The sequence below is a fragment of the Asanoa sp. WMMD1127 genome (assembly GCF_029626225.1).
Lineage (GTDB): Bacteria > Actinomycetota > Actinomycetes > Mycobacteriales > Micromonosporaceae > Asanoa.
Window position 1 is genome coordinate 1,082,999 of the sequence record NZ_JARUBP010000001.1, and the last position, 13,250, is coordinate 1,096,248.

General features: G+C 73.1%; 10 protein-coding genes. 4 read left to right on the plus strand and 6 right to left on the minus strand.

Features of this window, described 5'->3' with window-relative positions; genetic code table 11:
- The first annotated feature begins 9 nt into the window (after positions 1 to 9).
- From O7635_RS05415 to O7635_RS05425, 3 genes are all read left to right on the plus strand, one after another.
- Complete coding sequence (locus O7635_RS05415; protein WP_278079304.1) at positions 10 to 543, plus strand: NADH-quinone oxidoreductase subunit B; 534 nt, start codon at positions 10 to 12, stop codon at positions 541 to 543.
- Between the two features lie 184 nt (positions 544 to 727).
- Entirely contained in the window at positions 728 to 1,516 is a 789-nt protein-coding gene (locus O7635_RS05420; RefSeq protein ID WP_278079305.1) for an SDR family NAD(P)-dependent oxidoreductase, read from the plus strand.
- A 38-nt stretch (positions 1,517 to 1,554) separates the two neighbouring features.
- The gene (locus O7635_RS05425; protein ID WP_278079306.1) at positions 1,555 to 2,868 is read left to right on the plus strand and encodes a DUF2252 domain-containing protein; all 1,314 of its coding nucleotides are present in this window, start codon (positions 1,555 to 1,557) and stop codon (positions 2,866 to 2,868) included.
- Here O7635_RS05425 and O7635_RS05430 read toward each other — a convergent pair.
- From O7635_RS05430 to O7635_RS05455, 6 genes are all read right to left on the minus strand, one after another.
- Positions 2,861 to 3,682, minus strand: coding sequence for a prenyltransferase/squalene oxidase repeat-containing protein (locus O7635_RS05430; RefSeq protein WP_278079307.1), 822 nt, complete (start codon positions 3,680 to 3,682; stop codon positions 2,861 to 2,863). The genes O7635_RS05425 and O7635_RS05430 overlap by 8 nt on opposite strands.
- 133 nt (positions 3,683 to 3,815) lie before the next feature.
- Complete coding sequence (gene moeZ / locus O7635_RS05435) at positions 3,816 to 4,997, minus strand: adenylyltransferase/sulfurtransferase MoeZ (protein ID WP_278079308.1); 1,182 nt, start codon at positions 4,995 to 4,997, stop codon at positions 3,816 to 3,818.
- A 98-nt stretch (positions 4,998 to 5,095) separates the two neighbouring features.
- Positions 5,096 to 5,935: a DUF3152 domain-containing protein gene (locus O7635_RS05440; protein ID WP_278079309.1), complete on the minus strand. Its 840-nt coding sequence runs from the start codon at positions 5,933 to 5,935 to the stop codon at positions 5,096 to 5,098.
- A 47-nt stretch (positions 5,936 to 5,982) separates the two neighbouring features.
- Complete coding sequence (locus O7635_RS05445) at positions 5,983 to 6,750, minus strand: DUF3152 domain-containing protein (protein ID WP_278079310.1); 768 nt, start codon at positions 6,748 to 6,750, stop codon at positions 5,983 to 5,985.
- A gap of 291 nt (positions 6,751 to 7,041) precedes the next feature.
- Positions 7,042 to 7,992 carry an alpha/beta hydrolase gene (locus O7635_RS05450; RefSeq protein WP_278079311.1) on the minus strand — a complete coding sequence of 317 codons (951 nt, stop codon included), beginning with the start codon at positions 7,990 to 7,992 and terminating at the stop codon, positions 7,042 to 7,044.
- Positions 7,993 to 8,023: 31 nt separating this feature from the next.
- The gene (locus O7635_RS05455) at positions 8,024 to 12,370 is read right to left on the minus strand and encodes a hypothetical protein (RefSeq protein ID WP_278079312.1); all 4,347 of its coding nucleotides are present in this window, start codon (positions 12,368 to 12,370) and stop codon (positions 8,024 to 8,026) included.
- Between the two features lie 149 nt (positions 12,371 to 12,519).
- On the opposite strand from O7635_RS05455, the gene O7635_RS05460 reads away from it, so the two are divergent.
- Complete coding sequence (locus O7635_RS05460; RefSeq protein WP_278079313.1) at positions 12,520 to 13,188, plus strand: TetR/AcrR family transcriptional regulator; 669 nt, start codon at positions 12,520 to 12,522, stop codon at positions 13,186 to 13,188.
- Positions 13,189 to 13,250: the final 62 nt, after the last annotated feature.

Consider the following 13,250-nt stretch of genomic DNA (forward strand, 5'->3'; position numbering starts at 1 on the left):
CTGGGGATCGTGGAACTGCCCGCCGTGCTCGGAGAGCCGATCCGGTTCGTGCTCAACTGGGGTCGGCGCTACTCACTGTGGGTCTTCAACTTCGGGTTGGCCTGCTGCGCGATCGAGTTCATCGCGAGCAGCATGGGCCGCCACGACTTCATGCGGCTCGGCGTGATCCCGTTCGCGCACGGCCCGCGCCAGGCCGACCTGATGGTCGTCTCGGGCACGGTCACCGACAAGATGGCGCCGGCGATCAAGCGGCTCTACGACCAGATGCCGGAGCCGAAATACGTGATCTCGTTCGGCGCCTGCTCGAACTGCGGCGGCCCCTACTGGGACTCCTACTCGGTGACCAAGGGCGTCGACCAGATCATCCCGGTCGACGTCTACGTGCCGGGCTGCCCGCCACGGCCGGAGGCGCTCATGCACGGCATCCTGCGGCTGCAGGACAAGATCGCCGGCGAGAAGGCCGGCCCCGGTGGGGTGTCGCGTCCGGACCCGCTGGCCCTGACCGCGCCACTCGTGCCGCCACCCAACGGCACCCGCCGCTGATGGCCCGCGCCTCCGACCGGCTCGGCCACCGCTCCTCCGTCGCTCTCCGACCGGCCCAGCCGTCGCTCCCTGCCCGCGTCGCTTCGCGACCGGGTCGGCCGCCCGTCGCGGGCCAAGTCGCTTCGCGACCGGGTCGGCCGCCGCTCGCGGCCCGCGTCGTTCTCGACCGGCCAGGCCCGCGCTGATGGCGCGCGTTCTCATCACCGGTGCGTCCGATGGGCTCGGTCGCGCCCTCGCCCTCGCCCTGGCCGAGCAGGGGCACGAGCTCGTGCTGCACGGCCGGCACGCCGGGCGACTGGCCGAGGTGGCCCGCGCGACCGGCGGCGTGGCGCTGCGCGCCGACCTAGCCGAGCTCGCCGAGGTGCGCCGGCTCGCGGCCGAGGTCACGGACCGCTACGACACCCTCGACGTGCTGGTCAACAACGCGGCGGTCGGCTTCGGGGCGCCCGGCTCGCCACGCGAGCTGACCTCGGACGGCATCGAGCTGCGGTTGGCGGTCAACTATCTGGCGCCCCGCCTCCTCTCGCGGTTGCTCCTGCCCCTGCTGCGCAAGCCCGCGCGGGCGCGCATCGTCAACGTCGCGTCGATCGGGCAGGCCGACATCGACCTCGACGACCTGATGATGGCCGACGGGTACGACGGAATCCGCGCGTACCGCCGGGCGAAGCTGGCCATGATCTGCGACACCTTCGACCTCGCGGCGGAGCTGGCCGGCACCGGCGTCGCGGTCAACTGCCTGCATCCGGCGACGCTGATGCCGACCACGCTCGTGCGGGTCGCCGAGTTCGCCCCCGTCTCGACCCTCGAGCAGGGCCTGCGCGCCACGCTGCGGCTCGTCGTGGACCCGGCGCTCGACGGCGTCACGGGTCGCTACTTCGACGGCGAGCGGGAGGAGCGGGTCCGGGCGCAGGCCTACGACCCGGCGTTCCGGGCCGCGCTGGCCGCCCGGGCCGCCGCCTTGACGGATAGCTGACATGACCATGCTGGCGCCGGAGGTCTAGCGTTCGGCTCATGAACGACGAACGGCGCTCCGGCCAGCTGCTGGACGTGTTGACCACCGAGTTCGGCCAGCTGATGGCCCTCGACCCCGCCGCCTTCCGGCGCAAGTTCCGCAAGATGGCGGCCTCGCCGTTCGCGTTCTACCGGGGCAGCGCCGCGGTGTTCTACGCGGACCTGACGGGCGACTTCGCCGACGACCGGTTCCTCGACGAGCGCACGAGCCGGGTCTGGATCCACGGCGACCTGCACGCCGAGAACTTCGGCACCTACATGAACGGCTCCGGCGAGCTGGTGTTCAACGTCAACGACTTCGACGAGGCGTACGTCGGGCCGTTCTCCTGGGACCTCAAGCGGTTCGCGGCGAGCATCGCGCTGATCGGCTACGCGAAGGCGCTCTCCGACGAGGTGATCAGCGACCTGGTGGGCCGGTTCGCCGACGCCTACCTGACGGAGCTGCGGGCGATCGCGGCCGGCGGCGACGACGCGATCGGCTCGATCACCCTGGCCAACGCCGACGGCGTGCTGCGCACCGTGCTGCAGCAGGCCCGGTTGAGCACCCGCGTGGCGATGCTCGACACGCAGACCACGATCGACAACTACGAGCGCCGGTTCGCGGTCGGCGACGGGGTCTTCGAGGTCGACGAGGCCCGGCGCGCGGCGGTGGTGGAGGCGTTCGACCGCTACCTGGGCACGCTGCCCGAGCAGCTCGCCGCGCACCGCCCGGTGGCCACCCGGATCAAGGACGTGGTGCTGCGCAAGGGCGTCGGGATCGGGTCGGCCGGGCTGCCGTCCTACAACCTGCTGCTCGAGGGGCACACGCAGGCGCTGGAGAACGACGTCGTCATCTACATGAAGCAGGCGCAGGTGCCCGCGGTAGCCCGGCACATCACCGACGGTCGCGTGCACGGCTATTTCCAGCACCAGGGGCACCGGACGGCCGAGTCGCAGCGGGCGCTGCAGGCGCACGCCGACCCGTGGCTCGGCTTCACCGAGCTCGACGGCGTGGGTCAGCTGGTCGCGGAGGTCTCGCCGTACGCCGCCGACCTGGACTGGTCCGACGTCAACGAGCCCGAGGAGCTGGCCGGCGTGGTCGGCGACCTGGGCCGCGCGGTCGCCCGGATGCACTCCGTCGCCGACGACGAGTCGAGCCACGACCTGGTCGACTTCTCCACCGAGGAGGCGATCGTGGCGGCCGTCGACAAGGACGAGCGCGGGTTCGTCGGGCACCTGGTCGAGTTCGCCCACGCGTACGGGGTGCGGGCCCGCGAGGACCACCAGCTCTTCGTCGACCTGTTCCGCAACGACCGCGTGCCCGGCCTCACCTGAACGCGCGGATCGCCGCCAGGGTCGTGTGCACGTCGAAGGCGTCGCCGTCGTCGCTGGCCCAGCCGCCGTCGCTGCGCTGGGTCTCGCCCAGGCGGCGGCGGGCGGCGGCGAGCAGGGTGTCGTCGGTGGACAGGCCGACGCGGCGCAGGGCCGAGGCCATCGCGGTGGTGTCCGACGGCGTCATGTCGCGCACCCGCTCGGTGAGCACCACCTGGATGCGGGCGGACTCGTAGTACATCTCCTGCCGGTACAGCACCGCGGCGCCGAGCCAGCCGGCGGCCAGGAACGACGGCCAGGTGCCGTCGGGGTTGAGCGCGGCCGCGAAGGCGTGGGCGGCGCCCTGGACCACCCCGGCGTACGCCCCGCCCGGTCGGTGGTCGAAGGGGCCCGCGGCCCGGGCGTCGTGGCCGGCGACCGTGAGCCAGAAGCCGGCGTTGGCGGTCAGGTAGAGGCGGGCCTCCGGGTCGCCGGGGGTCGCCCACGGCGGCGCCCAGCCGGACAGCGACGGGTCTTCCTCCCAGGTGCCGTCGGGCCGCTGGCAGGTGGCCAGCCAGTCGAGGGCCCGGCGGGCCGCCGGGCGGCCGAGCGCGCCCAGGTCGTCGAGCTCGGCGAGGCGGAAGCAGGTCGCGTCGACAGACGCGACGCCGCCGCCCCAGATCGCCGGCCAGCCGCCGTCGGGGGCCTGGCCGACCTCGGCGTCCTCGAGGATCTTGGGTTGGGGTGGGGCGCCGATGCGCAGCCAGGACAGGCGGGCGCGGTCGACCGCGTCGCCACGGGCGACCACGAAGCCGATCGCCGCGTCCAGATCCACCACGGCCGACACGGTACCGCCGTGAAGGCGAGACCGCTTCACGCAGTTGGCCAAGGTCAACGACCCGACAGAGTGGTTTAGAACCGAGAAACGACAAAATCCGGGCACCCCGCGGGGTGCCCGGATCTCGCGCGGCTCAGTACGCCGGCAGGCTCGGGTCGATCTGCTTGATCCAGGAGAGCACGCCGCCCTGCAGGTGCACGGCGTCCTTGAAGCCGGCCGCCTTGACCGCCGCCAGCGCCTCGGCCGACCGTACGCCCGACTTGCAGTGGAGCACGATCTGCCGGTCCTGCGGCAGCGCCGACAGCGCCTCGCCGGAAAGGATCTCGCCCTTGGGGATCAGCGTGGAGCCGGGGATCCGGACGATCTCGTACTCGGCCGGCTCGCGCACGTCGACCAGGAAGAAGTCCTTGCCGGCGTCCTGCCACTCCTTGAGCTCCCGGGCGGTGATCGTCGCGTCGACGGTCGCCTCCTGGGCCTCGACGGAGACCGCGCCGCAGAAGTCCTCGTAGTCCTCCATGAGGTCGGTCAGCGTCGCGTTGGGGCCGCAGAGCACGCAGTCCGGGTCCTTACGAACCTTGATCTTGCGGTACGACATCTCCAGCGCGTCGTAGACCGTCAGCCCGCCGACCAGCGGCTCGCCGATGCCGGTGAGCAGCTTGATGGCCTCGGTCACCTGGATCGAGCCGATCGACGCGCAGAGCACGCCGAGCACGCCGCCCTCGGCGCAGGACGGGACCATGCCGGGCGGCGGGGGCTCCGGGTAGAGGCAGCGGTAGCAGGGGCCGTGCTCCGCCCAGAACACCGAGGCCTGGCCGTCGAAGCGGTAGATCGAACCCCACACGTAGGGCTTGCCGAGCAGCACCGCGGCGTCGTTGACCATGTAGCGGGTCGCGAAGTTGTCGGTGCCGTCCACGATCAGGTCGTACTGGGAGAAGATCTCCTTGACGTTGTCGCGGTCGAGCGCCGTGTTGTGGATGACCACGTTGACGTACGGGTTGATCTCCTTGACCGTCGCCGCGGCGGACTCGGCCTTGGGCCGGCCGATGTCGGACTGGCCGTGGATGATCTGCCGCTGCAGGTTGCTCTCGTCGACCGTGTCGAACTCGACGATGCCGAGCGTGCCGACGCCGGCGGCGGCGAGGTACATCAGGGCGGGCGAGCCGAGCCCGCCCGCGCCGACACAGAGCACCCGGGCGTTCTTGAGCCGCTTCTGCCCGGTCACCCCGACGTCCGGGATGATCAGGTGGCGCGAATAGCGGCGGACCTCGTCGACGGTGAGCTCGGCGGCGGGCTCGACGAGCGGGGGCAATGACACGATGAGTCTCCCCGGGGAATCTGATCGGATCGATGTGGTGGTGCCGAGCAATTGTTGCTCGCGACACGCACCGCTGCCATGACCCCCGCCACGGGTGGTCAGGGAATATCCGGGCCCGTGTGGCGCCGGCCGTCGAGATAGGGCCAGCCGTACGGGAGGCAGCCCCGCATGCCCAGCGTCTGCTGCTGCATGACCGGCGCGGCCGCGCCCGGCGACGGGCACGCCTCGTGCCCATGGCCCAGCTCGTGGCCGACCTCGTGGTTGATCGCGTACGCCTGGTACTCGGCCAGCGGCGCCTCGAACTCCGGCACCGCACCGACCCAGCGGTCGGCGTTGATGATCACTTGGCCGGCCAGCTGGCAGGAGGTGTAGGCGTCGGTGTCCAGACCGCCCTCGGCGCACATCCGCTCCGAGGTGCCGGCGCTGGCCAGATAGATGGTGAAGTCGGCCGGCTGGTCGGCGCGGACGCGGCGCATTCGGAGCTCGCCGTCGGCGATCCAGCTGCGGGGGTCGCCGAGCACCTCGTCGACCTTCGCCGCGAACGGCGTGACGTCGAGGCCGATGCCCTTCTCCACCGCGACGTGGAAGCGGCGCAGGTCGCTGCCGCGGCCGAGGGTCGGGCCGCCGGTGCGGGCGGTGCTGAAGGTGCCCTGTCCCTCGTGCGGCGGACTGGGGCGCGGTGGGCTCGGGGTGGGCGCCGTGAAACCCCGGATCGAGCCCGGCGGCGGGGAGCTCGGGTCGGCGGTGCGTTGTCCCTGGCTGTCGCCGGGGGTGCGGCGGGCCTCCTCGACGGCCGCGAGCAGGAACGCGATCGAGATCAGCGCGAGGACGATGGCCGCGACGCGGCGTCTGCGGTCGGGCGGCTCGGTCTGCGGGATTGCTGGATCTGCTGGATCTGCTGGATCACGGAGCGGGGTGCCTGGAATCGGCGTCGCCATGAGGGACCACGATGCCAGAGCATTTGGGACATTGCTCGCTTATCCGCTCAGAGTGGCGGGCCGGTGTTGAGCTTTCCGTCCACGTACGGATAGGGATTGGCCCTGCAGCCGTTGAGGAACAGGGTCTGCTGCATCATCACCGGGGCGGGCTTGCCGCTGCCCGGGCACCGCACGTGCGAGTTGCCGAGCTCGTGACCCGTCTCGTGGTTGACCACATAGGTGCGATAGACGGCCAGCGGGATCTTCGCCTTGACGAAGTGGTCGACCGACATGTTCCAGCGGTCGAGGTTGATGATCACTTTCCCGACCGCGCGACAACTGGTGTACGGCTTGCCGTTCACGTTGGTGTTGGTGCCGCCGCGGGCACACATGTCGTGCGAGGTGGTCGCGGTGGCGAGGTAGATCGTGAAGCTGAAGGGCTCACCCTCGGCCACCCGCTGCAGCCGGACCCGACCGCCGGCCGGCCAGCTCCGCGGGTCGCTGAGCGCCGCGTCGACCTGGTCGCCGAACTTCTCGACGTCCTCGTCGGAGCCGTTCTCCACCGCGATCCGGTACCGCCGCAACGTGCCCGACTTCCCGGCGACCTTCCCGGTCGTCTGGCCGTAGCGGAAGGTGTTGTCACCCTCGGACGGTGGTTTGCCGGCGAGCCGGTAGACGGGCGGCGCGGCCTTGGTGGGCGCGGCCGTGGTCGGCGCCGCGGTCGCCGAGGTGGTGGCGCTGGGTGCGGAGTGCGTGGGCGCGGCCGAGGAGCCACCGCTGCCGCCCCTCAGCGGAAGCCCGAACCACATGAGACCGAGCCCGACGACGAGCGACAACCCGGCGACGGTGAGTATGCGAGCAGTGCCGCGACCACCCCGCGACCGTCGTTTGCGGCTCCGGCCATGGGGGTGAGGATGGCTCGCGTTGATCATTCTGGGCCTTACCCTGCCATACGGACCGGGTCCGTGGTGCCCCTGGTCAGCCCGACGCGCATTCGGGCGCGCTCTCACCGGGCCCCCGACTCAGCCCCGCCCGCCTTGTTCTTCGGCTCGCATTCGGACCGTGACCCACGCGCATCCGGGCATAGCCGCGGTTACTTCCTAGGCGTGGCCGCGAGAGCGCGCCGGTCAGGCCGCGGCGTATTCGTCCAGCAGGGCGGCGACGCCGCGGGCGACGATTCGGGGCACTTCCATCTGGGCGACGTGGCCGACGCCGTCGAGGATCAGGAGGCGGCTGTCGGGGATGGCCTTGGCGACCTGGGGCGGCACCCGGATGTCGACCAGGCGGTCCTGGCGGCCGCCGACGACCAGGGTCGGCGCGGTGATCTGGCTGGCGATCTTCCACATCGAGTTGGCGCCCGGCAGGTAGGCCCGCAGGAAGCTGGTCACCAGGCCGCGCAGCGAGCGCACGTAGGCGTCGGCGTAGTGGGCCGCCTCGTACCGAATCTTGATCTCTTCGATCGCCTCGCGGCGGCGCTGCTCGCTGACCCGGCTGACGTCGTTGAAGCACGACTCGATGACCTGCGCGGCCATCTCCTCGGGGGCGAGGCGGGCCATCATCCACGCGGCTAGCCGGTCGGCTCGCGGGAGGGCGAGCAGCGGGACCACCCGGCCCTGCAGGGATCGGCGCGGGTCGAGGAACGGCATGGCCGGCGAGACCAAAGTGAGCGTGCGGATCAGGTCGGGGCGCAGGCCGGCCACCCGGACGCAGACCGCGCCGCCGAGCGAGTTGCCGAACAGGTGCACCGGGCCGCGGTCGCTGACCTCGATGTAGCGGATCATGCGGTCCGCGAACGCCTTGATCGTGTAGTGCTTGGTCGGGTCGCTACGCCCGAAGCCCGGCAGGTCGACCGCCTGGCCGTCGAGCCGGTCGGCGAGCAGGTCTGCGAGGTCTGTCCAGTTCTGGGATGATCCGCCCAGGCCGTGGACGTAGAGCGCCGGCTCCGCGTCGGGCCGGGTGGCGGGTGTGTCGCGCACGAAGAGCTGCTCGCCGTCGATGACGGCCATCCGCCCGGGCCACGGAGGCGGCATCCGATCCGGGCCGAAGGCCTCGTCGGCGCCGAGGAGAGCGCGCTTCATGAATTTATTGTGCCCGGCATCGGGCCTTTCATCAGTCGGAGAGCAGCGCTTCCAGACGACGATTTACGGCCGCAAGTGTCGCACGTACGACAGCTTGCCGCGGATCCCCCGAAACCAGGGCAGAGCCGGCAAGCTGCTCAACCCACCCGCCACAGACGAGGAGTACGACGACCACCGCGACCTCGCAGTTGCCGAACGGCAGCACGGCCGCGTGCTCCACGAAGCAGCGCCCGCGCTCGTCGGCCCGCGTCGCCGTGCGCAGCAGCTCGTCGACCGCCGAGGCGGCGGAGACGGCACAGAGGCGCAGCACGTAGCCGTCGACCGCCGGCCCCGTCGCCAGCCCGTTGGCCACCTGCTTACCGGCCGCGAGCCGGGTCTCGACGGTAGCGTCCAGGCCGAACGTGCTGACCTGCACATGGTCGATGACCACCCGGGGCCCGGGGTTGGCGCCCGGGTTGAGCGGCCGCGAGGGCGCGGACTCGGTGGTGCTGATCTGCCCACCGGAGTACGCCGTCGCCGCCGCCATCACCGGATGGCCACCCACGCTGCCGATGATGCCCGCGGCGCTGCCCGGCTCGGGGAACCCCGGCGGCGCCGTCTCGGCCGCCGGCCGGGCACCGGCCGCCTGACGCGCGGCGTGCTGCCGGCCGCCGTCCTGGCGGGTCGCGCCTTGGCGCACGCCGTCCTGGCGGCTCGCCCCTTGTGGCGCACCATCCTGGCGAGTCGGCCCTTGAGGCGCGCGATCCTGGCGAGTCGCCCCTTGAGGCGCGCCATCTTGGCGAGTCGGCCCTTGAGGCGCGCGATCCTGACGGATGGTCTCCCGGCGCGGCGCCTCATCGGCGGCGCGATCCTGGTCCGCGCGGTCCGCGCGGACCTCGCTCTGGCGCATCGCAGCCGGCTCACGGCGAGTGGCGTCCAGGCGACTCGTCTCCTGCCGCGCGTCGTCGCTGCCGCTCGAGTCCTGCCGTGCCGTGCGTGCCGGCTCTTGCCGCGTGGCGGCGGGTGTCGCTACCGACCGCGCGCCATCCGCGTCTTGGCGTGACGCCTCTGCACGCGCCGACTCGCCGCGCGGGGCGTCCGCCCGGGACCGGTCCTGCCACGCACCGGCCGGCGCCTGACCCAGCGCGCCCGAGCCCACCGACTCCACGCGCGCGGCGTCACGGGTCCGGTCCTGCCACGCGGTGGCCAAGCCCTGACCCAGCGGCCCAGAACCCGCCGACCCTTCGCGCGCAGCGTCCCTGGTCCGGTCCTGCCACGCGCCAGCCGCGGCCTGGCCCGGCGCGTCAACGCCCGCCGACCCCTCCCGGGGCGCATCCCCACGGGTCCGGTCCTGCCACGCGCCAGCCGAGGCCTGACCCGACGCGTCAACGCCCGCCGACCCCTCCCGCGGCGCATCCCCACGGGTCCGGTCCTGCCACGCGCCAGCCGAGGCCTGACCCGACGCGTCAACGCCCGCCGACCCCTCCCGCGGCGCATCCCCACGACTCGGGTCCTGCCACGCACCAGCCGCGGCCTGGCCCGGCGCGTCAGCCCGCGACGGCTCGTCGGCCGAGGCGGCCTCCCGGGCCCGGTCCTGCCACGCACCGCCAGAGGCCTGGCCCGGCGGGTCAACGACCGCCGACCCTTCGCGCGGCACATCCGCACGGTTCCGGTCCTGCCACGCGCCGGCGGTGCGGGCCGGCTCGTCGGGCGAGGCAGCCGCCCGTGTCCGGTCCTGCCAGGTGCCGCTCGCGCTCGCAGATTCCTGAACGCCCGGGCGCGCCGCGTCCGTCGAAGCCGAATCGCTGTCACCCTGACTCGGTGTGTCCTGGCTCGGCGTCTCGCGGCGGCCGCCGTAGACATGCCCACGCTCGGTGTCATCAGCACCGTGCCGATGGGACGTCGCCGCGCCGTCGGCGGCCTCCGGCGGAGGCACGACGGCCCGCGCCGCCAGATCACGGGTGTCCACACCGGACTGCTGCCCGACGGGCGCCCGGCCGCGATGCGAAGCCGACGGCTCCGCCGCATCCGGCGGCGGCTCGAAGCCCGGCGGCTGCGCCGGGACCGACGGCTTCGGCTCGCTGTCGACCTGGTGCGCGCCCGCCGCGGCGGCGATGGGACGCGCGCTCACGTCTTCACCCGGGGTCGGATCCGCCGGGCGCGGCGGCTGGACCACTGGCTCGGCCGACCGCGGCGCCGCCGGCGGCGGCACGTAGCCGCCGCTGCGGCTGAACCCGGTCGGCGGAGTGTCGCCGCCGATTGGTCCGGACATGCCCGGCAAATTCTGGGGCGCGGCCGCGAGGCCCATGCGCTCCTGCAGGAGGCGGGCCACGTGCCGGCTCACCTCGGCCGCGTCGGCGCCGTCGGACAGATCCAAGCGCAGGCTGTGCGCGCCGGCCGGGGTGGTCCGCACGGAGGCGTCCTTGACCCCGGACACCCCGCGCACCGCGGCGACGATCGCGTCGACGTCGAAGCCGTCCGGCCGTTCCTGCACCTCGGGCGAGTCGGGCCGGCGCAGGTGGGTGGCGATCCGGGCCAGTTGCGGCGGATCGGCCGGCGCGTCCGACGGCGGCTCGGGAATGGTCGGCACGTCCGGCTCGGCCGGTACGCGCTGCGGCAGGCCCGACAACTCGTCGATCATGTCGTCGACCACGGACCGCTGCTCGACCGGCGTGCGGTTGATGCCCCGCCGGGTCAGCGGGATGGGGGCCGGCGGCTCGTCGCCGTGGGCGCCGTTGGTGCCCTCGGTGGCCCGCCGCTCCTCGGCGAACGGCCCGGCCGGCCGCTTCTCGCCGAACCCACCGCCGCCCAGACCGACTCGACCCGGCTCCGGCCGAGCGCCGCCACCCCCGTCGGCATTCGCCTCGCCGCCCGACCCGGCCTCCGCCGCGGGCTCACCGCCGGCCGGCACCCCACCGTCCGCCGACGCGCGCTGATCCGAGCCCGAATCAGCCGGTCCAGCACCCGCGCCGCGGGTCGATACGGCCTCTTCGATGGGGAACCCGCCGCGCGCGACGCCGTCGGCCGGCCTGCCGCCGGAGCCGTCACGCGGCCCGGCCGCGTCATCGCCATGGAAAGCCGCAGGCCCCTCGGGCCGCGCCCGGTTGTCGACGACCGCATCACCGTTGCGACTGGCCAGCCGCAGCGGCGGCCGAGCCTGGACGCCCTCATCCGCGCGCCGACCAGAAAGGTCGGTCGGCCGCTGCGGCCGCGTCGCCTGATCGCCACCGGGGAACGCGCCGGTCAACGACGCGCTCGGCGGCGGCGGCGCCTCACTGCCACCAGGAAACGCCCGGGTCAGCCGGCTCGGCGTCACCGGCGGATCGGTCGGCTGACTGGCCGGAAAGTTGCTGGTCAACCCGGCCGACCGCCGATCGACGACGGGAAAATTGCCGGAAGGGGTACGAGCGTCGGCCCCCCGATCCGGCGGCGGCACGGTGGGATGACTGCCGGTGGTGAACCGGGACTCGTCACCGGACGCCCCAGCGCCGCCGCGGATGTAACCCGGCAACGTGTTGCGTACCCCCGGCTGGTTGGCGCGCCGACTCGGCAGCACCTCGTCCTCGGCAGCTTCCGGACCCGCCGGTGCCGTCGGCCGGGGCGCAGGCATCGAAAGCCGTCCAGCCCCTGACGTCGGCGCGGGCGGCGCCGGCGACCAGGGCCACTCCGGCGCCCAGTCCTGGCGACCGGCGGGCGCAGCCGGAGGCGGCGGCTGACCGCGATCCGCCGGATAGGGATCAGCCTCGGTCGGGGTCCCAGGCGGCGCGCCCTCGGTAGGCGCGCCGGCCGCCACGGACCCGATCGGCGGAAACGATCCCGCGTCGTCCGGACGCGGGCGGAACCGCACGGGAGGCGGCGGGGCCGGCTCGTCGAACCGCGGCGGCGGAGGCGGCGGAGGCGGGAACGCGGACGGGAACGGCCCGGGAACGGCCGCGTCGGGCGGCGCAGGAGCGGGCGGCGGCGTCTGCGCCCAGCCGGGCGCCCACGGCGACGGCGGCTCGGGCAGCGGCTCGTCGGCGGCCGGCGGCGGCGCCCAGCCACGCCAGTCGGGGTTGGCCGCACCGGGTGAGACGGGGGCGGGCGACTGCGGCCAAGGCGGCGGCGTCTGCGAGCCGGTCTGCTGGGTCGGTATCCCCGACCGGGCGGCGTCTTCCAGATCACCCTCATAGGGGTACGGCGGCGCGCTCGCCGAGTGCACCGCACCGGAACCGTTGACCTGCTGCCGTGGCTGCCGGGAGGCCGGCACGACGGGCGTCAGCAGGTTGGCGTAGCGGGAACGCTGCCACCCGGATCGGGCGGCGGACTCCTCGTCGCGGGCGGCCCAGGCGTCACCGTCACGCGCCGCCGGCGGGTTGCCGCCGCCGCCCGGTGCGTCCCCGGGTTGACCTGAATCATCCACCGTGCACTCCTCGGTCGCCCTCGCTGAGGCTACCGTGTGCTCACGGTCGCGATAAGTTGCAATCGCGGTCCAATTCAGCGACCGATGCGATCGGCGCCGATTGGATCCGCACGAACCGGTCGATGTGTCGCGGGATTTCGGAGGTAACCATGGTGGCGGCTTCGGGCGATGCCCAGCCGGACGGACGGCCGACCCGGCTGCCCCGGTCTGCGCGCCGCAAGCAGCTGCTCGCGGCGGCCCAACAGGTGTTCGTCGCGCAGGGCTACCACGCGGCCGCGATGGACGACATCGCCGAGCGGGCCGGCGTCTCCAAGCCGGTGCTCTATCAGCACTTTCCGGGCAAGCTCGAGCTCTACCTGGCGCTGCTCGACAAGCACTGTGACGCGATCGTCGCCAATGTGCGGACGGCGATGGAAGCGACCAACGACAACAAGGAACGGGTACGCGGCGCGGTCACGGCGTACTTCGACTTCGTCGACCACGAAAGTGAGGCGTTCCGCCTGGTCTTCGAGTCGGACCTGCGCAACGAGCCGGCCGTACGCGAACGGGTCGAGCGGGTCGAGCGGGGCTGCATCGCCGCGATCACCGACACCATCATCTCGGACACCGGCGTCAGCAAGTCCCGGGCCGAGCTGCTGGCATCGGGCCTGGTCGGGGCGGCCGAGACCGCGGCGCAGTTCTGGCTGGCCGGCGGTCGGCAGGTCCCCAAGGCCGAGGCCGAGGCGCTGCTGGCGGCCCTGTCGTGGCGCGGCATAGCCAGCTTCCCCCTGCAGGGTGAACCCCAGGAAGGCGCCTGGGCCGAAGGCGAACCCGTCTGACACGCAAGCCGCCGTCGTCGTTCGCGACACGAATCGGATAGCCTTCCCAGCGGCGCCGGTAA